The sequence below is a fragment of the Spirosoma sp. KNUC1025 genome (assembly GCF_045160025.1).
In the GTDB taxonomy this organism is placed as follows: Bacteria; Bacteroidota; Bacteroidia; order Cytophagales; family Spirosomataceae; genus Spirosoma.
Genome location: NZ_CP087139.1, coordinates 4,095,378 through 4,117,425, shown reverse-complemented (window position 1 = coordinate 4,117,425; position 22,048 = coordinate 4,095,378). Strand labels below are relative to the sequence as shown.

Genomic DNA, 22,048 nt, shown 5'->3' with positions numbered 1-22,048 from the left:
TTAGCTAGGAGTACAGCTAATGGGAGCTGTGAAATTACCTTGAAGTGATCGACTGGGCCTCAGCTAAAACCGGAACATTAATCCAGCTCCTACCCCCACACTGTTGATCGACACATTGAAGCTTGGCTGTTCAGTGGGGTTGGTCTTATTATAGTCGCCCTCATTTTTAAACACAGTACTGGAACTCTGTACGGTAGAGGCTCCACTTCTTACACTGGTGGACGTAAACTGAACTTCTCTGGGCTTGAACGATTGGTTATAAGCCACCACTTCAGCGAAGCCCCGGACGGCCTGACTCAACCTAAATTGAATCCCCAGGGCGGCTTGATAACCTAATGCCAGCGAGTTTTTTGTGTAGTCAGTTGTCCCCGTCGTCGTGGTAACGGCTCCTCTCGTCGGCGTTTCAGTCGAACTACTGGTTATCTTATACTCCATTACCAGGCCACCTACCAGCCCGAGCCGGTTGTAGATGTAATAGGCTGGTCGGGAGAGGGCTTTAAACGTGATGTTGGGCGTGATGGACAATACTTTTAGGGTAGTATTGGTGCTAATTACATAACGGCTAAACGTATTTCCACTGCCCACAAATAGATCGTAGTCAATCTTCACGGCTGAGCCAAATAGCATGTCGGCATCAATTCCAACATTAATGAAATCACTGACGATCATACCAATGCCGATACCGGCGCGTGGACCTGCCCCCAAACGGGCATTGATTGGCTTGTAGATGGTAGGCGCCGTGGTCTGGCTTTGCGTAGCGCTGTAGTTGATCTCCGATCCGGGTGTCAGCAGGCTGTAAAACCCATAAATCTTTAGATAGAAGGGAGCTTCGGTGGCCTTGGTAGCTCGGGGAGCTATCCTCGCCATAGGGGACTCGGCGGAAGGGTTGACCGTGTTCAACGCAACAACGGATTGCGCCTGGGTTGTCGAAGCAAGCAGTAACAGGCTAAAGAAGAGTAAGGTGTATTGATTCATAGTAGTCAGGATTTGCTCAAAATGTAATCCCTATTCAGGTTATGCTTTTTTCGGCCACCCCTAAAATTTTACGACTGGGATGGTGGTGCACTTACTGCTTTAGTCAGCCATTCAATCACCCTTTTCGCGTTCGTCTGGTCTGAAACTCTGCATGACTAAGCCCACGAACCAGCAAAGAGTCTGTCGCCGGACTGATTGTCTGCCTGCTGATTTCGGATAACATGTTGCCGGTTTGGTTGTCGTCGTGTTGTCGGCCATTCTGCTTTCAGCTTTTACGACGTTTTCATGGACTGTGCTGCTAAAAAACAGTATCGTAAATTAAACCGACATTCAATACAACGGCCCACCCTTTGATTTAACGGCGACTTTATCTTATGGAATGGCTACTGAGTGGTCAACTTCTATGCGAAACGAATAGACTCACTAGGGTTTACCGTGGGCGTAGATTGGTCTTCTTTCACAAGGCATTTGGTTTGCCCTTACTATTTAAACCCACAAATTTTATTAATGTGGCAACTATATGGCATCGCCTGGGGTCTATAAAGAAATAGACTTACGTATGAATAGTAAAACAGCTGTTTTGCCTGGATTGACTTTTCTAATAGGTGTTATGCTTGCAACCTCCTGCGCCAGTTCCAAACCTTTTTCTATGAAAGGCGTCGTTCAACGTATCGAGCCGGGTAAGGATGGCTATACGGCTAGCCTTCGGGATCAGCAGGGAGTCGAGTTTGATGCCCTGATAAGCCGGGTACGAATGCAGCAGGCGTATCGTGTTTTGCGGGTGGGTGATCAGGTGAAGCTGACAGGCGACACAATTCACCTGGATCAGCGGGTGCGGGTATTGGTCAAACAAATCCAATGAGTATTTCAACGGCATCGCTGAACGGATCGAGCATAAGACACCCACTCCTAAAGATCTCTTTTCAGATCATCTCATAGGTAATGCTTACTATTTCCATAACCTGCTGACCATTTACAGCGGGTAAGGCAACCGTTTCTCCGATACGTTTCCCCTGGAGCGCGCGGGCCAGTGGCGACGTGAAGGCAATCAATCCCTGACTGGCATTGGCCTGATCAACCCCCACAATTGAAAAGCTACGTTCCGTACCAACCAACTTGCCTTGTTTTACTTTCAGGCCAACGGTAGCGCCAAAGCGAACTTTATCCTGCTCCTGCGTGTCGACAACTTTAGCGGTAGAAATACGTTGAACAAGGTTGGCGATACGCCCATTCAGCAAGGCCAGTTGTCGGGTACGTTCGTTTTGCTCCTTGCTTTTATCAGCCTGTAGATGAGCACGCTCCGCTTCCAGATCAAGGAGTTCGGTACGTAACAATTCGAGACCACGGGGCGTAACATAATTGGGCGTACCCGGCGGCAAGGGGGCTCGTGCCGGGATAACAACCGGCACATCAGCCGTTTCATTTTTCAAAAAAGCGCTGCTCATAATTTCCTTCAGGCCAATTTGGCTTTACACCCATTAGAACATCGGTATACAAAGCATTGTTTCTAACTGGCCGTCTGTCAGGAAACCGATCCGATTAATTAAGCAACATAAGACTAGTGTACCTCTACGCAGCGAAACGGTCTATGTATCTTAATTAATGGAGAGCAGGTCAATCTGGAAGATCAGGATCGAATTAGCAGGAATCTCTCCCTGCTGCTGAGAACCGTACGCTAACGATGGCGGTAAATACAGCGTAATACGTCCACCCTGAGCGATTAACGGGATGCCTTCCTGCCAACCGACAATTAGCTGATTTAGCCCAAAACTGATGTCTTCCCCACTATCAAAGCTGGTACCGTCTGTCAGGCGGCCTTCGTAATTGACGCTAACGTTTGAACAAACAGTTGGTTTTGTCCCGCTGCCGGGGGCTTGAATCGTATAATAAAACCCACGGGCATCGGCAGTGGCCGCGATCCGACTCGAATCGATGAACTGCTTAAGTCGGGCAATTTCATCGCTTGGAGCCTTGGTTGTTATGGGGGTTGGCTCACAGGGCGATTGATTCGCTGACTGACAACCAATCAATACTGAAAGAATAGCCAGCCATAGACCTGTAGGCTTCAATAGGATTTGTACCATAAAACATAAACGAAATGTAGGCCAAAGATACAAGATGCCTTCCTCAACTTACCAGTTAATGAACAGAAGGTAAGAATCAGAATCCGTTTAAAAATACCTGAGTATGCGGAGTTATCAGTCGTTTGATCGGATCATCGGCCTGGTAGATCGACTCATAAACGGCTCGCTTATACTGAGCCAGTAATTGTGTGAATTCGCTGTAGCTGAGTGCTTCGTCTACGGGAGCGGTTTGAGCTGTCCCGGCTGGATTCGTTTTGTCTGGTTTCATGGGTAGGAAAATGGTGCTTCTGCCTGATTAAATAATACAGATTTAAGAATCAATCAGGCTATTCAAAAATAGTAGTCGCACCATACAGCCTGGCTGCTTTTTCGATTAAGCGCAGAAATTCGCCCGTTTTTGGTAGAAATCCGGTGAAAAATAAAAACAACCCGGCACTGGCTAAGCGGCTGGCTGCTTTTATCAACACCATCGGTAAGTCTGTGCAGTGGGCAGAAAGCACTCTATCAGGGTTTGAATGTTACTGCGCTGTACGCAAAAAGGGTGTTTTTCCCGTAGACATTGACCGCTTAAGCTTTCTATTTGCCGGTAGATTGGAGAACCCCGATACGTACCAGACAGGCCCTATTGGACCGCTCCCCTACCCGCAGGATATTACCAGAATTTTAATCAGTAAAACGATGAGTCAGGAATTCATTTTTCGAATCGCCCTCTTAGCGTGTTTTTTGCCCGGCCAGGTTATCCGTCAGTATATCGTACGAAAAAAACGAGCCGGTAAAATCATAAAATCGGTTAATCAAAAACGAGAATTGCTGATGTACCGCCTGGGTGTAATCCTGTTTATTCTGCCTGTTTTTTACAGCTTAACCACCTGGCTCGATTTTGCTCACGTAGCGTTGCCCTTATGGCTGCGCTGGATTGGTTTTGGTATTTTACTTGTCGCCACGATTCTGCTCATTCTAACGCATAATACGTTAGGGTCAAACTGGACTGGCCAGCTACATATACAGGCCAATCACAAGCTGATTGTTCAGGGCATCTACGCTTACATCCGGCATCCGATGTATTTATCCTTTTTACTGCTGGCGGTGGGTACGCTACTCCTGTCGGCAAACTGGTTGATTGGCGTACCGTTAGTGATCTGGTTTTGGGTGATGTACCTGGGTCGAATCAACCAGGAGGAGCAATTGATGCTGTCTGAATTTGGCGATTCCTATAAAGCCTACATGCGTTCGACTGGGCGATTATTTCCCCGCTTACCGCTACGTAGCAAGCCGCGGCCCAATGCCTCTATGAAGCAGGCATAGCTACGTAGTATGTAGCTTTCTACCAACCGCCCCCAGCAGAAATCTCTGCCGAATAGCCAATGGCACCCTTCACCTAATTTCGAAAATCGTTAGTATGATTCTCTTTCGTTCATAAGGCAAGATGCACCGACTGTACAGAATCACCATAAAAAATAGTTGCCTGGCGGTCGAAATCGTCGGTAGAATCGGTTGTCAGAAAGAGTCGTCGACCGTGTTTGCTGCACTGCGTTTCAAGTTCAGGATGGCGTTTCAGGTAATCGACCAGACTATCGGCGACAATACCACCCTGACTTAAAATCGTTACGTTGGGTGGGGCTGTCTGACGTATTTTATTGAGCAACAGCGGGTAATGCGTACAAGCCAGTAAAAGCGTATCAATTTTCCGGGACTTCCCGAGTAGTCGATCTATGTGCTGCTGCACAAAATAATCGGCACCGGGGCTGGCATACTCACCATTTTCAACCAGGGGCACCCACATCGGACAGGCTTCCTGAAAGACGGATAAATCCGGAAAAAACTTCTCAATCTCAACCAGATACGACTCCGATGTAACGGTTCCACGCGTGGCCAGAATGCCTACGTGGCCGGTTTTTGAATAGGTACCGATAACTTCAGTGGTGGGACGAATAACGCCCAGAACACGTCTGTCAGGAGCCAGGGTCGGCAAATCAAGCTGCTGAATGTTACGTAACGCCTTGGCAGATGCGGTATTACAGGCCAGAATTACGAGCCGACAGCCCCGGTCGAACAGATGCCGAACACATTCGAGGGTGTACTGATAAACAGTGTCGAAGGAACGGGTACCGTAGGGAGTGCGGGCGTTATCGCCTAAATACACGTAATCGTACTGCGGTAATTTGTGAACAATCTCGCGTAATACAGTCAGGCCACCGTAGCCTGAGTCAAAAACACCAATGGGTTGATTCATGGTCAAAAATAGCCATTAGCCTTTTACTGGTTTACCTTAAAATGGATAAATCCCGACATTCGTGGCTCTACCCCTTTACAACTATCTGATCGGCAGTATATTCGCATCCCAGCTAACCCTACAGCGTTATTGGGTCCACCCTTATGTCAGGCTTACGTCCTCTCCTTTTTACTACGTTGCTGTTGATTGGCTATCGCTATCAGGCAATTAGCCAGCAGCTTTGGCATGCTGAAGTAGAAGCAGGAAGTATTCTTTCGAACCAATCGGCTACCCCGTTCTGGTTACGTACCAATCAATACGGCATCATTCCAAATCAGGCTCCAGCCGGTCTATTTCAGGCGGCTGTCTGGAAATCGTACGCAAAACCCGATTCTACGCATCTTCAAAAATTTGACTGGGGCATCAAGCTGAATCCTGTTGTTACGTACGATAAGCTAAATCATGCCAAGGTCTTACTGCCGGAAGCGCATCTGAAAGTCAGGTATAAAGCTATCGAACTCTACGTTGGTCGCCGACGCGAAGTTACCGGCCTGGGCGACACGACTTTATCCTCTGGCTTTTATGCCGTCTCAGGCAATGCGCTGCCGATTCCCAAGCTACAAATTGGGACCATCGGCTACGCTCCGCTTCACTTTACTCACGATTTTGTGGCTATCAATGCGGCCTTTGCGCATGGCTGGTTTAATGCGCCCTATATCCAGGGAATTCGCCTGCATCAGAAACATCTTTACCTGCGTTTCGGCAAACCCAGGTCTGTTTTAAAAATATATGCGGGCGTCAATCATCAGGTTCAATGGGCGGGTCATGCGGAGTTTCTGAAACAGCGGCCGGATATAGCTGACCCCAACGGATATTTTCCTTCCGACTGGAGTTTTTACAAATACGTAGTGTTTTCCTATACACCTAAAGACTGGAGCAACGTAGCGGGGTACAGTTATTTTGATAGTTACCGGGTTGGAAACAGTGTCGGCAGTATCGATTTTGGCCTGGAACTTAATACCAAAAAAAGTCGCTTGCTGGGGTATTACCAACATGCATATGAGGACGTGTCGGGTATTGTTTTTAAAAACCTGCCCGATGGCCTCTGGGGTATCAGCTACGTACCTAAACCGCAAAAATCAGCTTCATTTCGGGTCAACCGCCTGACGCTTGAGTTTCTCACAACGAAAGATCAGTCGGGATCTACGTTTTATATCCAGGGAAGTAGCTATCAGGGGGGCGACAATTATTACAACCACAGCCAGTATACCGAAGGCTGGTCGTATTTCGGGCGAACGATTGGTACGCCTTTCATCGCGCCCGGCCAGGATTATGCGGATTCATCTGCGGTAAAAAATGGGCAATTTTTCCCGAACAACCGGGTAAACATGGGCTATGTCGGCATACAGGCATCGTATCGAAACGCTACGTTTATGCTACGCACTTCCTTCAGCAAAAACTACGGTACGTTCAGAGAACCTCCCAAAAGTTACCCGACTCAGTTTTCAGGCTTACTTACAGCCCAGATACCCTTTACCCGCTGGCCCAATACGTACATCCTGGCTAAAGCAGCATTAGACAACGGCGGCTTATACACGAATTCCTTTGGCGGTTATGTTGGTATAAAAAAGAGTTGGTGATTTATTAAAGTAAGACTCTATCTACCTGAATTGCAGTCTTTTGCAGGTTTAGTCACCATAATTAGACCGTGTTGATAAGAGACTAGCTACGTAAGCCGATAACGTTAAAATAGAACTTCCCGAAAGTTTCAAACTTTCGGGAAGTTGATTCAAAATAAATTAGTCGCTTCGTCTATCCCAGCAACTCTTTACCTTGTGCCAGAGCGGCATCCAGCCCCGATGAGTCCGAACCGCCAGCGGTAGCGAAGAAGGGTTGCCCACCGCCACCACCTTTAATATTTTTGGCGAGTTCTTTCACCACCTGTCCGGCGTTCAGGTTTTTGCTCTGAATCAGTGAATCAGGCAGCATAACGGCGAGTTGGGGCTTGCCATTAATATCGGCACCCAGCACAACCGCCAGATTATCGACTTTCGCTTTTAGGTCATAGGCTAACTGCTTGAGTGATTCAGCCGACGGTACGTCGACACGCTCAACCAGTCGGGAATGTCCGTTGACCGTTTCAACTTTTTCCAGAAGCTGGTTTTTCAACTGCTGAACTTTCTCGTTCTGTAGAGCTTCGACCTGCTTTTGCAACGCACTACGTTCGTCCAGAAGTGTCTGTACCGCTTTCACTACGTCCTTCGGCGATTTCAGCAGTTCCTTCAGTTCACTTACTAAAGCCATCTGCTCGTTTACCAATGTTTCGGCTCCGGCCGATGTTTTTGCTTCAACCCGCCGAACACCCGTCGATACCGAACCTTCGCCGGTAAATTTAAACAGACCAATGTGGCCCGTTGCGGGTACGTGCGTGCCGCCACAAAGCTCGACCGAATAGTTTGGGTCGAACGTAATGACGCGAACAAAATCGCCGTATTTCTCACCAAACAAGGCCGTAGCGCCTAACTGTTTGGCTTGCTCGATCGGTACGTTCCGTTTCTCGTCGAGCTTGATGTCCTCCCGAATTTTTTCATTTACAATTCGTTCAACCTCAGCTAGTTGCTCGTCTGTTACCTTGCTAAAATGCGAGAAATCAAAGCGGAGAGCATCGGGACCAACGTATGACCCTTTTTGGGCTACATGATTGCCCAGAACTTCACGCAAGGCCGAGTGAAGCAGGTGCGTAGCGGAGTGATTGCTGGCGATCAGCCCCCGGCGCGACGTATTGATAACCGCATAGACGGAATCAGCCTCGGTCAGCAGGTCGTCAATGCCCGGTACGTCCTGAACAATATGAATGACCAGATCATTTTCTTTCTTCGTGTCCAGCACCGTCAACGTACCGATCTGGTCCGAACCAGCGAACAGTTCAAGTACACCTGTATCGCCAATCTGCCCGCCCGACTCCGCATAAAACGGCGTTTTGTCGAGCACTACCTGCACTTGGGTTCCCTGTTTATTCTGAATCTTGCGGTACTTTACAATCTGAGCATACGCATCGGGCTGATCATACCCCACAAATTCTACTTTATTGTCTAGTTCAGCCAGTTCAATCCAGTCGCCCGCCGACGATTGAGCATCTTTCCGCGAACGGGTTTTCTGTTGCTGAAGCGCTTGCTGAAAACCTGTTTCGTCGATACTTAACCCTTTCTCACGGGCAATCAACGCCGTTAAGTCAGCGGGGAAGCCGAACGTATCGTTCAGTTCAAAAACCGTTTCGCCAGGAATAACCCTCTCTCCTTTTGCCGTCAGGTCAGCCACGATATGGTCAAGGCGACCAAGCCCCGTTCCGAGCGTCCGCAAAAAGGCAATTTCCTCTTCGCGGATCACGGTAGCCACAAAATCACGCTGCGCGTTCAGTTCGGGAAATACGTCTGAAAACTGCATCGACAGTGTCGGCACGAGTTTGGTCATAAACGGCTCCGTCATGCCCAGATACGAATAACCGTAGCGAATCGCCCGGCGCAGAATCCGGCGGATTACGTAACCCGCTTTCGCATTCGACGGTATCAAGCCATCGGCAATAGCAAACGATACAGCCCGGATATGGTCGGCAATGACGCGCATGGCCACGTCGGACATGCTGGTGCCCGCTTCGTATTTTTTGCCCGACAGTTCTTCGATGACACGTATCGTACCCGAAAAAACGTCGGTGTCGTAATTTGATTTTTTACCCTGAATAGCCATACACAGCCGCTCGAAGCCCATACCCGTATCGACGTGCCGGGCAGGCAGCGGCTCCAGAGAACCATCGGCCTTCCGATTGAATTGCATGAACACCAGGTTCCAGATTTCAACAACCTGCGGGTGATCGGCATTCACAAGCTCTTTACCCGGCTTTTCGGCCACTTCCTCTGCCGAGCGCAGGTCTACGTGAATTTCGGAGCAGGGTCCACATGGCCCCGTATCGCCCATCTCCCAGAAATTATCTTTCTTATTTCCGTAGATAATCCGGTCTTCACCAACGATGGGTTTCCAGAGGTCGAACGCTTCCTGATCGAACGGTACGTTGTCTTTTTCGTCGCCCTGAAACACCGATACGTAAAGCCGGTCTTTAGGAAGTTTATAAACGTCGGTCAGCAGTTCCCACGCCCAGGCAATGGCTTCTTTCTTAAAATAATCGCCAAACGACCAGTTGCCCAGCATCTCGAACATGGTGTGGTGGTACGTATCGAAACCCACATCTTCGAGGTCGTTGTGCTTACCCGACACGCGCAGACATTTTTGCGTATCGGCCACCCGTTTGGATGGGGGCGTACCGTTGCCGAGGAAAAAATCTTTAAACTGAGCCATCCCTGAGTTATTGAACATCAGCGTCGGATCGTTTTTAGCGACGAGTGGAGCGGATGGTACAATCAGGTGATGTTTTGAGCGGAAGAAGTCGAGAAAATGCCGACGTATTTCGTGGGAAGTCATTGTTATGTCATTAGTCATTGGTTAGTAGTCATTGACCTTTCTTGCTTGTCATTACTGACAAATGACCAACGGCTAACTAACTGAATGTGCAAAATTACGGCAAAACTTGCAGGTTTCGTGGAACATCAGGAAGTTTGTCGGATGGAAGAGTCTGGCAAGTTATATTATGGCATCAAGGAGGTCGCGGAGATGTTCAACATCAATGCCTCCAAGCTTCGTTATTACGAGAAAGAATTCCCTACGCTCCAGCCCAAGAAAAACCGCTCCGGCGACCGCGTATACACGAAGGCCGACATCGACCACCTCACCGAAATTATTGACCTGGTAACCCGTCAAAAGTTTACGTTGCCTGGCGCTCGTGAATTTCTGGAAACCCGCGACGCTCGCCGACGCGAAAATGCCCGTTATGTGAACAAGCTCACCAAATTAAAGAAGTTCCTGGAACAGATGCGGGCCGATCTGGACAATGAACCCATAAACGACGCAACCGAATAGATCGACCTTTTATAGGGTCTACTGCTGCCATAAAATGGCCATGTTTCAGTGAGTTGGAGATTGACGCGGCTGAACTCCAGCTTATAGCTTTTCGCCTTTCATCAACCATACTGACTTGATTGACTGTTCTTTCAGGTGTAAAAACTGCTTTCGTTCCTCATCCTGCATAAAACTTTCAAAGCCTGCGTTGGTCGTAAACTCTACGATATGTATTTCGTACGGCTTTTCAATATCCTGTTCAATCATTGCCGTAGCATCGGGCCTAACCCTTAGTAATAAACGGCCATTGTGTTTGGCTATCAGAGGAATGGCAACCGCTTCAAATTGATTGAATACGTCCTCCTGGTTTTCTTTTAGATAGATGAGTTGCGTAATATATATCATGAGGGTTCGGGCTGGATTTAAAAAATTACCTGTGCTTTACTCCCGAAAATTAACAGGAAAGGACTTTAATTTCTAAAAAGGAAATCGTTCAACGCTGACATACGGCTACTTTATTCGTCTAACAAAGGCTAATAGAGCAGATAATCGATTCTGAATTTCATTACGTGTCCACCGATACCCACCACCAGATTGCCCTTACGCTCGTTCCAGGCGTTGGCAGTATCCTTATTCGCCAACTGATAAGCTACTGTGGTTCAGCCAACGATGTTTTCCGCTCGCCTTTGTCCCGACTGATCAAAATACCCGGCATTGGCGAGGTAACGGCCCGCGCCATTCTCAAACCGAACGTACTGACCGAAGCCGAAGTGGTGATGAAGCGTGTAGAAAAGATGGGGGCTTCAGTTCTTTTTTATACGGATAAAGCCTACCCGAGCCGCCTGAAGTCCCTTTACGACGCGCCAGCTCTGCTCTATTTTCAGGGATCGGGTGGCCTGAATGCCCCTCGTACCATTGGGCTGGTTGGCACGCGACAGGCTACCGACTACGGCCGCCGTATTACGTCAGAAATTATCGAAGCCATTACACCATATGGGGCTAACGTAATTAGCGGGCTGGCTTACGGAATCGATATTGCCGCTCACCGAACCAGTCTGGCTAATGGGTTACCTACAGTTGGCGTCATGGCGAGCGGTCTTGACATTATCTACCCAAATGTCCACCAGAAAACCGCTCAGGAAATGCTTGTGCTTGGTGGCTTACTGACCGAAAGTCCGCCGGGTACAAAGCCCGATGCACACCTGTTTCCGGCCCGGAATCGCATCATAGCTGGCTTAAGCGATGCAGTGGTTGTGGTAGAGGCAGCGGCAAAAGGAGGAGCGCTTATTACGGCAGAGTATGCCAATAATTATCACCGTGAAGTGTTTGCCGTTCCCGGCCAATTAAACCAGGCTTTTTCGGCAGGATGCAACAAATTGATTCGGGAAAACAAAGCGCAGATTTACACCAGTCCCAAAGACATCATCGAAGCGCTCAACTGGGATTTATCGGACAACCCGGTCAATAAAAAACAGACTTCCTCCAAAGCTCCCTTTGTGTTGCCAAACGATATAACGGACGAGGAAAGTCAGATAGTGGCTTTACTACGTCAGGCAGCCGACCTCCACATCGATGAACTAAGCTGGCAGTCGCAAATTCCGATGGGGCGTCTGGCCTCGCTGCTGCTCAATCTGGAGTTTCGCGGTTTTGTCCGGTCGCTTCCCGGCAAAAAATACGCCGTTGTGTATGTGTAGGTGCAGTTTTCAGGCGCTGTCGTTCCAGTTAATGTTTGGCTGGAACTTGACAACCCGTTGGTACTTGCTGACGCAGGGTGTTTTCCAGAGCAGTACTGTCAATTGACGCCCAACGCTCGATAATTTTCCCATTGTCCAGTTTATAGAATCGAAAACCGGATGTACTTACCTGGATGCCTGTTGCTTCTATACCACGCCACTCCCCATGACCATCGTAACTTTTATGATTGACTTACTGGTTTCTGTTACTAAGTCATCAATGCTTGTCTGATGAGAAAATGATTGACTGGTACCCTGTATCCATCGCATTAAGCCAGATCGGTTGGCAGGTAAAGCCCCTGGCAGCGAATGATTTACGAAACTGGGGTGCAGATACTTGCATCGCGCAAAACAATTATGTGTTTAACCAGAATTAAGACTAAAAATATGTAGGTTTTTTAAGAAATTATATTTTACTTGCAATACAGTAAAACAACTATATTATATGAATTTTCCAGAAAATAACGTGATTCCGCTCAATCCCGACGTTTTGCTTCGGGTTATGCTTTACAATGACCCAACCCAAAATTCGGCTACTCAGCTTGCTCCGGATGCCTGGGTGGATTTCGATACAGCGTTTGGCCCTACATTTCAGGCCGGTACGGAACATCAGATATCCCTGGTCAACGCCGACCGAACGTCTTCTCCATTTCGGGTAACCGTTACGGATTTCCCTTTGCTTGAACAAAAACCTCATCCGGATGACGAGGAGATCATGATTCCTGTTGCGACGCTCTATCTGATGCCAGCCGCGTAGACTCTACTCAGCTTTTTCGCAATAGAGTCAGAAACGTTTTCGAATGCGAACCGGACCAAGCAACCCCGAAGGCATTACGTCCCATTTTGAGGCATCAAAGGGCTGGTAGCGGATGTCCACGATGTTGATGTCATAGAATTTTTTCCACCCGGGGTTCTGCCGATCATACAGGCGCATGTAATTGGCCGACAGATTGGTTACGTCGATCTCCAGCCGGTTAGTGCCGTGTCGGAGCCGACCGGGCGGAATAGTCAACTGAAATGGTATACACCAGGCTGTACCTAGCGGCTGACCGTTGAGCGTTACGTCGGCAACCTCCCGTACGTCGCCAAGATCCAGTGTATAGGGTCGCGTTATGTCCGTAGTTCCAGGCACATCGAACGTAGTAACGTAATGGGCCTTACCGGAAAAATAGGAAGCTGAGTCGCTGAGTGTGGTCCAGGATGCAAGCGCGGGAAGCGTATGGGTTGTTGATAACGCTGGTTTTCCCTTTGAGAACTGAAGTTGCCACGGTCCCGTCAACTGGGCTATAGTTTCCTCGGTCTGAATCGGTTCCACCGATTTTGTCGCCGGAACGTTCGAGTTTACGACCGAAATAAAACACGATTGCCCAGGTTCGATTTGCAGAAATACCTCATTTTTAGCCGCTTGTAAAGTACGTTGTGCCAAGGATTGATACTGATTCGTTAGCGCATCATACCGGGTGGCTTTACCGCTTGCCGATAGAGCCACCCATCCTTTTTGAAAACGATTACCAAGATTCGTAACGAAAAAGAGTGTCGTATCTGCCTTTCGTTTCCGGATGAACGACAAACCCACCGTTGCCATCTGCTCAGAACGAACACCCAGGCTATCGAGTGTCTTCGTTACGTCTGAGCTAATCCAAACCGTACGTAACTGACGGAGCATTCGTCCCTGCTGCTGTACTTTTGCAGAACGATCCTGATGCTGAAAGAATCCTGGTGCCTGCCGGGGTAGTTGATCGGCAAAAACAACCCGTACGCCTTGCTGAGCCAGTTTTCCGATCAATTCAAGTGTCGCTTCTGGTATGTACGTAGCACGCGGAATAAGCAGCACCCGATACGTAGCGGAACCACTTTTCAACTGGCCCTGCTTGTCGACAGTTAGTTTCCGCAGCAAATCATCCGATACAAAATCAACCGAGTAACCTTGCTGAAGCAGTTGTTCACCCAAATGCCCAAACGGAAGTTTCAATAGCCATCGTTCAACGTGGTGTACCTCTAACTGATGAATCCCCCCGCCGATTTGGCGGGCGTTGCCCACAGGTCGTGAATGGGAAAGTAAATCAGTACGTCATTATCGGGCAGACTCCTTTGCAATCGGCTCTGGCAACGTTCAATGTACTGATTCAACAGCGAAAAATGCGGCCAGAAATGAGAGGATGGCCCGTAGTTGGTGGACGCATAAAACAACCAGCCCGGATACGCTTCGGCGGCCGGTGAATAAGTCGTACCGTGGTAGAAAATATGATTGATCCCCCCGTAAATAACTCGTCAACCTGAGGCTTGATTTGGGAGAGCGATACGTGAAAATGATTGGCTAACCAGGTTGTTGTCTCGGAACTGACCAGCGGTTTTCCCATCAGATTAGCCGCCGACGACGCAAATTTCATCGCTAACGGATGGGGCGTACCAAATCGCTCAACATCATAGTGATCATCGACCCGTAAACCGGGAATCGGGAATCGACTACTCCCGAATGACTCCGTTTCTGGAATATCCGTCAGTGCGTACAAATCCAGCAAATTGCCGGGCGAACCATGTGCCTGATTACGGGTTTTATACCCTTTCGACCGCGCCCAGCCTGTCCAGGTAGCGGTAAACCCATCGTGCAGCAATTCGGAAAGTGTCTGGTGATAATCCTGTTTTACCAAAATACCCACTTCCGTTCCGGTCGTATCCAGAAAGGCTGATAACTGACTATTCAGGTCATAGCCCCGCCGTTTCCGAAATTCGCTGGCAAAGTTTTCCGACCAGTTTGCCCCGTACACTTCGTACGAATCGTTGTATACGGCTCTCGGTTTTTGTGGCAGTCGGGCCAGGGTCGAATCGAAGCGGTTCAGGTACGTCCGCATGGCTGTTTTATCAAAATAATCGACGACAAGGCCCGCCCCACCCGGAGCTGCCCGTTTTACCTGTTGATTTGTCAGGCTGGTAGTCAATTTGCCATCACTAACTTTCCACTGCTTAGCGGCAATGCTGGCCGTTACGTTTGACCCGCCAAAAGGCCATCCGGTTCCAGTGGTTAAATCAACGCCAAGCCCTAACCGGCTGGCTTCCCGGACTGTATGCGCAAACACGCCTAACCAACGCTCGCTGAGAAACGGAATAAATTGTGGCTCATAGCCCCGTACGCCGTAAATCGGAATGATGTGTACTCCCCTAGCCCGACGCTGGCAAACTGTTCCAGTTGCCGGGTAATATCGACTTCGTTAACGGCGCTACCCATCCACCACCAGTACGTCCAGGGGCGGCTGGTCTGCGAAACCGGTTGAGCTTGAACAAACGTAGTGAGAGCAATGAATACCAGCAGGAGTACACTTCTTTTTATCACGTAGCCTTCGATTAACTGGATTGACAAAGCAGGTTTTGTTTCTACTTTTACCTACTTAATCGCATTTTGATTCCCTCTACGTTTATGTATCGTTTACGTTTCCTACTTTCCTGCACTTTTTTCACGCTTTGCATTTACCCGATTCTGGCTCAAAAACCGCCAAAAACAACGTCAAAAAAATCGGGCAATCCTGTTTTTCCGGGCTGGTACGCCGACCCTGAAGCGGTTATTTTCAAGAAGCAATACTGGATTTATCCAACCTATTCAGCGCCGTATAACCAGCAGGTATTTTTTGATGCATTCTCCTCTCCCGATCTTACCAACTGGACCAAACATAGCCACATTCTTGATTCAACAGCCGTTAAATGGGCAAAACGAGCCATGTGGGCACCCGCCATTGTAGAAAAAGGGGGCAAGTACTTTTTATTTTTTGGGGCAAACGATATTCACGATGATAAAAAAGAAACGGGTGGCATTGGCGTAGCCGTTGCCGATAATCCAGCCGGCCCGTTCCGCGATTACTTAGGAAAGCCACTGGTGGGCCAAATTCACAACGGAGCACAGCCTATCGATCAGTTTGTGTTCAAAGACAAAGATGGGCAGTATTATCTGATATATGGCGGCTGGGGGCACTGCAATATTGCCCGGTTGAAAGACGATTTTACGGGGTTCCTGCCTTTCCCTGACGGCACTACGTATCGGGAAATAACGCCAAAGAATTATGTTGAGGGGCCGATTATGTTTGTACGTAACGGTACGTATTATTTCATGTGGTCAGAAGGGGGCTGGACGGGGCCAGATTATTCTGTTGCCTACGCTACGTCCTCCTCTCCGTTTGGGCCTTTCGAGCGTGTCGGAAAAATTCTTCAGCAGGACCCGACTGTTGCAAGGGGCGCTGGTCATCATTCCGTTATTCAAGTTCCCGGCACTGACGAATGGTATATCATTTACCACCGTCGCCCACTTACCGAAACTGACGGCAACCACCGCGAAACCTGCATCGACCGAATGTATTTCGATGAAAAAGGGGCTATCAAGCCAGTAAAAATTACGGTTGATGGCGTAGAAGCGCGTCGATTAAACTAATGCTTTACGCCTTGAGTTAGTTGTTTTGCCTATCAATAATTTAATTTTTCCAAACAATTACTGTATTTTTCAGGTAGTACGTGAATTGACCAACACTAAATGAGTCATTCATAATGGGCAAAGGCGACAAAAAAACTCGTAAAGGCAAGATTACAAGAGGATCGTACGGTAAATCACGGCCGAAAAACCCTGATAAACAGGCATCCGTTCCAGCTCTGGAGCAACCAAAGAAACCTGAATAAATTTTTAATGAAAAAGCGTTGCCAGTTCAGAACTGGCAACGCTTTTTCATTAGGCACTCAAAATCAGCCGATTAAACGATTACCTGGTTTTTGATTTGGTTTGTCGCTGAATTGGCTTCAACCCCTCTGGAGCAGTTGGCATAACCGGCTCTGGTTCGGGCATTGGTTGCGACCATCGGTTACGACCTTCGTGGAAGATCACAAAGCCAATCAGGGCAATCAATAATACGTTGCAGATCAGGTCGATGGTATCGCCTGTACGGGCCAAAGGCGGGTCAAACCGGAATTCAACCGTATGCTTTCCAGCCGGTATTCGCATGGCACGCAGTACGTAATTCGCCCGAACATGCGGGGCTGGTTTTCCATCAATAAATGCCTGCCAGTCTTCGTTCCCCCGGTAATAAACTTCGGAAAAAACAGCCAGTCCATCCTGAGCAGCGCTAGTTTGATAGATTAATTTATCCGGACGGTAACTAGTCAGTTGAATGGTACTTCCGGTATGATCCATGGCGGCAGGCAGACTTCCCAACTGAGCCGTAAACTGTTTGTCAACCACCGCCGAATCGCGCGTACTGAGCGTTTTCATGGCAGCCATTTCCTCATCGGCATTGTTTACCAGTTGCACAGTTTTTACGAACCAGGCCGCACCCATTACGTTAGGATTGGGCAACGCTACGGGTCCAGTGGGTTGCTGCTGCGGATTGTTGGGATCTGGTTCGGCAGGTCGTATTACATATTTGGCGTTGAGCATGTTCAGAATATTCAGGAAATTATTCTGAAAGGCATAGGTTATCAGCTCATTATAGCGCCGTAGCCGTGTCGTGTTATACCCACCTACGGAGCGATGGAAATATGAAGTCCGGTTAGATTCCATAAACGAGCCCGTCTGATCGAACACACGATACCCTAATGACTTATCCTGCAAAATCTGTTCATCGGCAGGCGTGGGCGAAAACGGTACGCTAGCCTCTGCCTTCGGAACAAAGTCAGCACTGTTAAGAAATCGTTTATCAACCGCAAACAAATCAAATACAACGATGGCAAACAGAACGGGATAAAATACTGCTGCTTTAATTTTATCTGTTAAAAACAACCAAATGGAACCAGCTGCCAGTACGATCAAGATTACGGAGCGGAAAGCATCGGAACGTAGCATACTTTGCCGGTCGCTAACGAGCGGAGCCAGAAAATCTTTGCCCGCTTCGCCAAAAATCTGGGATAAGATATTGATGTCGTTAGGGCGCTGAAACGCGAAGAAAGCTCCGCCCATAACCGCCATAACGAGCGCAACACCGGCCGTAAGACCGAGGCTGATAAATAATGGCTGACGGAGTTGAGCAAGGGTTAATTTCTCATTAACGATGGTCTGTATACCTAGTGCAGCACCTGCTGCCATAAATAATTGCGCCAAACACAGGGCCATGGTCATTGCCCGAAACTTATTCAGGTAAGGCAGATAGTCGAATAGTAACTCATTGAAAAACAGAAAGTTTTTCCCCCAGGCCAGCATAATCATCAACACGGTTGCACTTAATAGCCACCAGCGAAGAGAGCCCCGGATGACAAACATTCCCAGTACAAACAGAAAGAGCAACGCAGCCCCCGCATAAGCAGGACCACCCAGAATCGGCTGGTCACCCCAATACGTAGGAAATCCCTGCTCAACCAGTTGTTTGGCCGCCGACGGGTCAATCCCCCGGCTTACCATAGCCTTGTACAGTTCTGAGTCGGTGCTTAGCCCACCTGCCGATCCTCCACCATACACATTCGGCACAAGCAGTGTAAGCGTTTCGGCCTTACCATAACTATAGGCAAAGGCATAGTCTTTATCCAATCCCCCTTTCGACTCACTGCTGGGTGATTTGCCATCCGGATTTGTCGTTTTAGCCGTCAGTTCCGACTTACCCCGAATCGTTTCTTTTGTGTATTGGTTAAGTACCAACAGCCGCTTCCCGAAACTCCCGGCGGCCAATGCACCTGCCAAAGCCAATGTTGCCAGACCGAAGGCCAGTTGACGACCCTTTCCCGAACGTAGCAGGGCAATCCCTTCAATCAGTACGTACAGCCCAACCGTCATGAACAGATAATAGGTGATCTGAATGTGGTTTGCCCCAAATTCCATACAGAGGAAAAATCCCATTAGTGCGGCACCCAGCCAGTAGCGTCCCCGGAGCGCCAGAATGACTCCTGCCAACATACCAGCACCATACCCTAAGGCAAATAATTTGGAAACGTGTCCTGCTTCCAGACTCACAATGCCGAACGTACCAAAACCGTACGCTGCGGCCCCAAGGGCAGAAAGCCATGAATTACAGCCTAATACGACCAAAAAGATGTACATACTCAGCATCACGACGAAAATGATGCTGGCGGTATTCGGTAATAGGTTTACTACCCCCATTGTGGCTTTATAAACCAGAATATACGGGTAAGGGAAATCAATCATGTAGCCGGGCATACCACTAAAGAGAGCGTCTGTCCAGAGTGGTTTTTCGCCTGTTTGCTGGGTTATCTCCCGAATTTCACGGGCAGCGGCAGATGCCTCCTGCACGTCATGCATGGTGAGGGTTTTACCGGATAGCACTGGCGAAAAATAAATAATAGCCAGCACCAAAAGCCCCAGCACCGCGATAAGATGCGGACGAAGGCTGATCCGCCGGGGCGGTTTAAACATGGTTGGTTGGTTCATACAGAAAAGACAATACGTAGCTCAAAGATACGGCTTTGTGCTAAAACGGATAGAACCGGTCAGTGATTGTTCAACAAGAAGCTACTGATGCGCAACCCGACGCAACCCTATATCGGATTTTTGCGTACATAGGGTTATGCGATACATCGTTGTTTTTGCTCAAGAGGAAATTGGTTACGCCGTCGGATTCGAGGAGTTCACGGACGCAATCGACTTTTTGTATTGGGGATACGAAGAGTATGATCTGCTACCTTATGGCACATTTGATGTGCTAACAGGTGAAGTGTGGCCCTATGAGCATCGGGGCGAACGTATTGTGAATGTTGAAGAGCACATTATTAGCCGTACTGCTCTGGATTATCTGAAATCTGCGATTCGGCAAACGAAGTAGTATATACTTTCAGTGAGGAGTAAAAGCCGTAGTATCATCCGTTGCTGACAAGTTGTTAAAGCAACTCCCAGATAAGTTTGACAGACCCTATAAACAGCAGGCTGGAGATCAACAGTATCAATGTCCAGGGACCGGGTAAAAGCGACTTCGTTTTCATACCGGTTAGACGACCTGTTTAATACTCCGTCACTCAGCTTTTTTCGCCATTTTTCAGAAAAGATTTTATACGCAGGCAGATAGGCATGGTTGGGTATCGTCTTCCCTACGTCAATTAGCGGGCAACGTCCCTACCCGACCAGCGTAGCCTGGCTTTTCCCAATCCGGGGCTGCCATCGGCAGGGCTTCATAGACCTGATTCGAATCCGAGGACTTCACCATAAACTCGTAGACCTGCACCGATGGGCCGCGGAGCTTTACCTGGAACCGGTTCCCATTCAGCAACCCGCCCGGTAAACGCACCATATCGACACGTTCTTCGGTCCAGTTCTGGAGCATACCGCCGATTAGCACAACCCGCCAGCCACCCGGCACGGTTTTGTAGCGTAGCATATAAGCCGGTCGTTTGGGCCCCTGATTACCTGCATCGTTATTTACGGCGGCAACCCCGTTGTAGGCCACAAAATCTCCCGCTCGACTGAGCTGCACTTCGGGGTTTTCAACCAGTACACTGCCTGGGTAGTACGTCTCATAGGGCTGCATATCTGCCCGGGCCTGTAACATTGCCGATACGGGATGCTGCGAAAAATTGTAATACGCTTTTGTATCCGGGTCGGCCGGGTTGTTGAGGTCTTTAACGATATCGGGCGGATCAGCTGGAAACAGATAAAAGCCCCAGTCAGGCTCATCGCCCGCAAAAAACCGGGTGACTACGTACCGTGAATATTGTTCATAAGGGGGTTGCCAGAGTCGGGGTGTATCCCGAAAATTATCGTTGCCGTAGCGCCGGATATTCTGTACTTCAGCAAAGGGTGCATGCCAGTTACCTTCGTAGCAGGATTCAATCTGCCGCCACATGGGGCGTACTTTGCCGGCTCTGGCCTGCATCAACCGCCTGTTTTCCTGCAAATACCCTTTTCGAGGCCAACAATATGAATGGGTTTGATTTTGCTCCATAGGTACGGGTACGTTTGGGTGCCCGCTTTGTGCTGATCAAAAATGGCTTCTTTGTCCCAGGGGTCAAAATCGGGATCAAAACGGTACCAATACGCCTGATTAAAGTCTTCATGGTCATAAAAGCTCCCATTGAGCCGAATAGTGACCTTGCCGCCACCAGGCTTGTTAAAGGTGAGGTTTCCCTGACTATCTCCTCCCACATTTGCTGCGTTACAGTTCCCCTCAAAGAACAAACCCGTTCCTTTTTCAAAGTCTACGCGGGGTTCGCCCTGCGCCATCGACGACCCTTCAGCGACTTTCGTTCCGGGTTTACCCTTTAATCGGGCAATTTCCAGCAGCAGCGCCAGTCGATTGGCCCGGCGCGTGTACAACTCACTCATCCAACCATCCTGCCCTCGGGCAGCCAACTGCTCTAGCGTAATGGTGCCTTTCGAGCCTTCCAGTTGTATGGTTTTTTTCTTGACATCGTGCCAGTTCCCGTTACTGTTTCCCTGTTTAGAAAAATAGCCCGCATCCCGCCAGCCGGGTAATGGTCCTTCTTCGGCATTTCCAGCGTTGAGCCAAAGGCTACTCTCGATGTCGTATACGAGGTATTTTGTGTTGGCCATGTCACCGTATCCGAGTGCCGGTACAAGCGGCCAGGCTTTATCGAAAAACTCCTGCAACGTATTAATATAGAAATTTGCATTTCGCAGGGAACCCAGAAAGTTTTCGGTCGCGTAGTGCATCTCTTCCCCATACACCAGCTGTGATTTATGTTCAGGCTTAACAGACCAGGTTGTAAAGCTGTTAATGCCCACTGCTTTTCGTTCGTTTACTGATTTGTTGCCCAGCATATCCATGCAGAAATGAAAATTCGGCGAATAATATTTCCCCGTGCCGAACTGGGTCATGTTAATCTGTCCTTTTGGCTCAGGTGCATACGGCATAAGCAACCGCCCTCCTTTCCGCCCCTGCGCAATCTCGGCGGGTAACGTACTGACAACCTGATCGAACTTGTTAGAACCGGGTGTGGATTCTTTGCTGATAATCTGCGTACTATTCTGGCTTTGTGTGAGCTTATACCGAGTTGGTTGTGCGATGGCGGGCCACACAGACAAGAGTGCCCAAAGAATGTAGATTAGCCTTGTCGTCTGCGTATTGATCATGGTAATACCTGATTCGGTGGGTCAAAGTGGATTCATAGGGGGCAGTGCCGTCAAATGAAAAAGCCGGTCAGGTCGAAACATGAACGGCTTTCTCTCT

The 22,048-nt window shown here is 48.8% G+C and carries 23 protein-coding genes; 9 read left to right on the top strand and 14 right to left on the bottom strand.

The genetic code is table 11. From position 1 onward, the window contains the following. Positions 1–63: 63 nt before the first annotated feature. Complete coding sequence (locus tag LN737_RS17975) at positions 64–975, bottom strand: hypothetical protein (protein ID WP_405511186.1); 912 nt, start codon at positions 973–975, stop codon at positions 64–66. 649 nt (positions 976–1,624) lie between these two features. Between LN737_RS17975 and LN737_RS17970 the strand changes: the two genes are divergently transcribed. Continuing rightward, positions 1,625–1,837, top strand: a complete 213-nt coding sequence (locus LN737_RS17970) for a hypothetical protein (RefSeq protein WP_405511184.1) — start codon at positions 1,625–1,627, stop codon at positions 1,835–1,837. Positions 1,838–1,898: 61 nt separating this feature from the next. Here the strand turns inward: LN737_RS17970 and LN737_RS17965 are convergent, their stop codons facing one another. From LN737_RS17965 to LN737_RS17955, 3 genes are all read right to left on the bottom strand, one after another. Further along, entirely contained in the window at positions 1,899–2,420 is a 522-nt protein-coding gene (locus tag LN737_RS17965; RefSeq protein WP_405511183.1) for a GreA/GreB family elongation factor, read from the bottom strand. Between the two features lie 150 nt (positions 2,421–2,570). Then, complete coding sequence (locus LN737_RS17960; RefSeq protein WP_405511182.1) at positions 2,571–3,059, bottom strand: FKBP-type peptidyl-prolyl cis-trans isomerase; 489 nt, start codon at positions 3,057–3,059, stop codon at positions 2,571–2,573. Positions 3,060–3,135: 76 nt separating this feature from the next. Then, entirely contained in the window at positions 3,136–3,327 is a 192-nt protein-coding gene (locus tag LN737_RS17955) for a hypothetical protein (RefSeq protein ID WP_405511181.1), read from the bottom strand. Between the two features lie 143 nt (positions 3,328–3,470). Between LN737_RS17955 and LN737_RS17950 the strand changes: the two genes are divergently transcribed. Then, complete coding sequence (locus LN737_RS17950) at positions 3,471–4,364, top strand: protein-S-isoprenylcysteine O-methyltransferase (protein ID WP_405511180.1); 894 nt, start codon at positions 3,471–3,473, stop codon at positions 4,362–4,364. 109 nt (positions 4,365–4,473) lie between these two features. On the opposite strand, the gene murI is transcribed toward LN737_RS17950, so the two are convergent. Beyond that, positions 4,474–5,292, bottom strand: coding sequence for a glutamate racemase (gene murI, locus LN737_RS17945; protein WP_405511179.1), 819 nt, complete (start codon positions 5,290–5,292; stop codon positions 4,474–4,476). 143 nt (positions 5,293–5,435) lie between these two features. Here murI and LN737_RS17940 point away from each other — a divergent pair, with 143 nt between their 5' ends. Then, positions 5,436–6,911: a capsule assembly Wzi family protein gene (locus tag LN737_RS17940; protein ID WP_405511177.1), complete on the top strand. Its 1,476-nt coding sequence runs from the start codon at positions 5,436–5,438 to the stop codon at positions 6,909–6,911. A 172-nt stretch (positions 6,912–7,083) separates the two neighbouring features. Here the strand turns inward: LN737_RS17940 and alaS are convergent, their stop codons facing one another. Continuing rightward, positions 7,084–9,744 carry an alanine--tRNA ligase gene (gene alaS / locus LN737_RS17935; RefSeq protein ID WP_405520441.1) on the bottom strand — a complete coding sequence of 887 codons (2,661 nt, stop codon included), beginning with the start codon at positions 9,742–9,744 and terminating at the stop codon, positions 7,084–7,086. A 117-nt stretch (positions 9,745–9,861) separates the two neighbouring features. Between alaS and LN737_RS17930 the strand changes: the two genes are divergently transcribed. Further along, positions 9,862–10,239, top strand: a complete 378-nt coding sequence (locus tag LN737_RS17930) for a MerR family transcriptional regulator (protein ID WP_405511176.1) — start codon at positions 9,862–9,864, stop codon at positions 10,237–10,239. Positions 10,240–10,320: 81 nt separating this feature from the next. Here the strand turns inward: LN737_RS17930 and LN737_RS17925 are convergent, their stop codons facing one another. After that, the gene (locus tag LN737_RS17925; protein ID WP_405511175.1) at positions 10,321–10,623 is read right to left on the bottom strand and encodes a DUF1330 domain-containing protein; all 303 of its coding nucleotides are present in this window, start codon (positions 10,621–10,623) and stop codon (positions 10,321–10,323) included. 164 nt (positions 10,624–10,787) lie between these two features. On the opposite strand from LN737_RS17925, the gene dprA reads away from it, so the two are divergent. After that, positions 10,788–11,912: a DNA-processing protein DprA gene (gene dprA, locus LN737_RS17920; protein WP_405511174.1), complete on the top strand. Its 1,125-nt coding sequence runs from the start codon at positions 10,788–10,790 to the stop codon at positions 11,910–11,912. Positions 11,913–11,921: 9 nt separating this feature from the next. Here dprA and LN737_RS17915 read toward each other — a convergent pair whose 3' ends face one another. Beyond that, positions 11,922–12,044, bottom strand: coding sequence for a hypothetical protein (locus LN737_RS17915; protein ID WP_405511173.1), 123 nt, complete (start codon positions 12,042–12,044; stop codon positions 11,922–11,924). A 352-nt stretch (positions 12,045–12,396) separates the two neighbouring features. Here LN737_RS17915 and LN737_RS17910 point away from each other — a divergent pair, with 352 nt between their 5' ends. Beyond that, complete coding sequence (locus LN737_RS17910) at positions 12,397–12,708, top strand: hypothetical protein (protein WP_405511172.1); 312 nt, start codon at positions 12,397–12,399, stop codon at positions 12,706–12,708. A 27-nt stretch (positions 12,709–12,735) separates the two neighbouring features. On the opposite strand, the gene LN737_RS17905 is transcribed toward LN737_RS17910, so the two are convergent. The 3 genes from LN737_RS17905 to LN737_RS17895 form a co-directional block, all read right to left on the bottom strand. Next, the gene (locus LN737_RS17905; RefSeq protein ID WP_405511170.1) at positions 12,736–13,992 is read right to left on the bottom strand and encodes a glycosylhydrolase-like jelly roll fold domain-containing protein; all 1,257 of its coding nucleotides are present in this window, start codon (positions 13,990–13,992) and stop codon (positions 12,736–12,738) included. Between the two features lie 85 nt (positions 13,993–14,077). Continuing rightward, positions 14,078–15,028 (bottom strand): glycosyl hydrolase, encoded by a 951-nt coding sequence (locus LN737_RS17900; RefSeq protein WP_405511169.1) that lies wholly within the window; start codon positions 15,026–15,028, stop codon positions 14,078–14,080. A gap of 2 nt (positions 15,029–15,030) precedes the next feature. Further along, positions 15,031–15,282 (bottom strand): hypothetical protein, encoded by a 252-nt coding sequence (locus tag LN737_RS17895; RefSeq protein ID WP_405511167.1) that lies wholly within the window; start codon positions 15,280–15,282, stop codon positions 15,031–15,033. Positions 15,283–15,366: 84 nt separating this feature from the next. Here LN737_RS17895 and LN737_RS17890 point away from each other — a divergent pair, with 84 nt between their 5' ends. Both LN737_RS17890 and LN737_RS17885 read left to right on the top strand, forming a co-directional pair. Beyond that, on the top strand, positions 15,367–16,368 hold the full coding sequence (locus LN737_RS17890) for a glycoside hydrolase family 43 protein (RefSeq protein ID WP_405511166.1): 1,002 nt from the start codon (positions 15,367–15,369) through the stop codon (positions 16,366–16,368). Positions 16,369–16,481: 113 nt separating this feature from the next. Then, positions 16,482–16,610 (top strand): 30S ribosomal protein THX, encoded by a 129-nt coding sequence (locus tag LN737_RS17885; RefSeq protein WP_405511165.1) that lies wholly within the window; start codon positions 16,482–16,484, stop codon positions 16,608–16,610. 79 nt (positions 16,611–16,689) lie between these two features. On the opposite strand, the gene LN737_RS17880 is transcribed toward LN737_RS17885, so the two are convergent. Beyond that, entirely contained in the window at positions 16,690–19,299 is a 2,610-nt protein-coding gene (locus LN737_RS17880; RefSeq protein ID WP_405511164.1) for a hypothetical protein, read from the bottom strand. Positions 19,300–19,435: 136 nt separating this feature from the next. On the opposite strand from LN737_RS17880, the gene LN737_RS17875 reads away from it, so the two are divergent. Beyond that, positions 19,436–19,690, top strand: coding sequence for a hypothetical protein (locus LN737_RS17875; RefSeq protein WP_405511163.1), 255 nt, complete (start codon positions 19,436–19,438; stop codon positions 19,688–19,690). A gap of 267 nt (positions 19,691–19,957) precedes the next feature. On the opposite strand, the gene LN737_RS17870 is transcribed toward LN737_RS17875, so the two are convergent. Together LN737_RS17870 and LN737_RS17865 are read right to left on the bottom strand one after the other, a co-directional pair. Further along, a complete protein-coding gene (locus LN737_RS17870) occupies positions 19,958–20,734 on the bottom strand; it encodes a hypothetical protein (RefSeq protein WP_405511162.1) in 777 nt (258 codons plus the stop codon). Beyond that, positions 20,734–21,951 carry a hypothetical protein gene (locus tag LN737_RS17865; protein ID WP_405511161.1) on the bottom strand — a complete coding sequence of 406 codons (1,218 nt, stop codon included), beginning with the start codon at positions 21,949–21,951 and terminating at the stop codon, positions 20,734–20,736. Before LN737_RS17865 ends, LN737_RS17870 begins: the two co-directional genes overlap by 1 nt. Positions 21,952–22,048 lie beyond the last annotated feature (97 nt).

Bases quoted from the DNA above. Each gene is read 5' to 3' on its own strand.
- LN737_RS17880 (WP_405511164.1), bottom strand. From the start codon at position 19,299: ATGAACCAACCAACCATGTTTAAACCGCCCCGGCGGATCAGCCTTCGT.
- murI (WP_405511179.1), bottom strand. From the start codon at position 5,292: ATGAATCAACCCATTGGTGTTTTTGACTCAGGCTACGGTGGCCTGACT.
- LN737_RS17870 (WP_405511162.1), bottom strand. From the start codon at position 20,734: ATGCAGGCCAGAGCCGGCAAAGTACGCCCCATGTGGCGGCAGATTGAA.
- LN737_RS17955 (WP_405511181.1), bottom strand. From the start codon at position 3,327: ATGAAACCAGACAAAACGAATCCAGCCGGGACAGCTCAAACCGCTCCC.
- LN737_RS17960 (WP_405511182.1), bottom strand. From the start codon at position 3,059: ATGGTACAAATCCTATTGAAGCCTACAGGTCTATGGCTGGCTATTCTT.
- LN737_RS17865 (WP_405511161.1), bottom strand. From the start codon at position 21,951: ATGATCAATACGCAGACGACAAGGCTAATCTACATTCTTTGGGCACTC.
- LN737_RS17885 (WP_405511165.1), top strand. From the start codon at position 16,482: ATGGGCAAAGGCGACAAAAAAACTCGTAAAGGCAAGATTACAAGAGGA.
- LN737_RS17965 (WP_405511183.1), bottom strand. From the start codon at position 2,420: ATGAGCAGCGCTTTTTTGAAAAATGAAACGGCTGATGTGCCGGTTGTT.
- LN737_RS17940 (WP_405511177.1), top strand. From the start codon at position 5,436: ATGTCAGGCTTACGTCCTCTCCTTTTTACTACGTTGCTGTTGATTGGC.
- LN737_RS17970 (WP_405511184.1), top strand. From the start codon at position 1,625: ATGAAAGGCGTCGTTCAACGTATCGAGCCGGGTAAGGATGGCTATACG.
- LN737_RS17915 (WP_405511173.1), bottom strand. From the start codon at position 12,044: ATGGGAAAATTATCGAGCGTTGGGCGTCAATTGACAGTACTGCTCTGG.
- alaS (WP_405520441.1), bottom strand. From the start codon at position 9,744: ATGACTTCCCACGAAATACGTCGGCATTTTCTCGACTTCTTCCGCTCA.
- LN737_RS17890 (WP_405511166.1), top strand. From the start codon at position 15,367: ATGTATCGTTTACGTTTCCTACTTTCCTGCACTTTTTTCACGCTTTGC.
- LN737_RS17975 (WP_405511186.1), bottom strand. From the start codon at position 975: ATGAATCAATACACCTTACTCTTCTTTAGCCTGTTACTGCTTGCTTCG.
- LN737_RS17875 (WP_405511163.1), top strand. From the start codon at position 19,436: ATGCGATACATCGTTGTTTTTGCTCAAGAGGAAATTGGTTACGCCGTC.
- LN737_RS17910 (WP_405511172.1), top strand. From the start codon at position 12,397: ATGAATTTTCCAGAAAATAACGTGATTCCGCTCAATCCCGACGTTTTG.
- LN737_RS17925 (WP_405511175.1), bottom strand. From the start codon at position 10,623: ATGATATATATTACGCAACTCATCTATCTAAAAGAAAACCAGGAGGAC.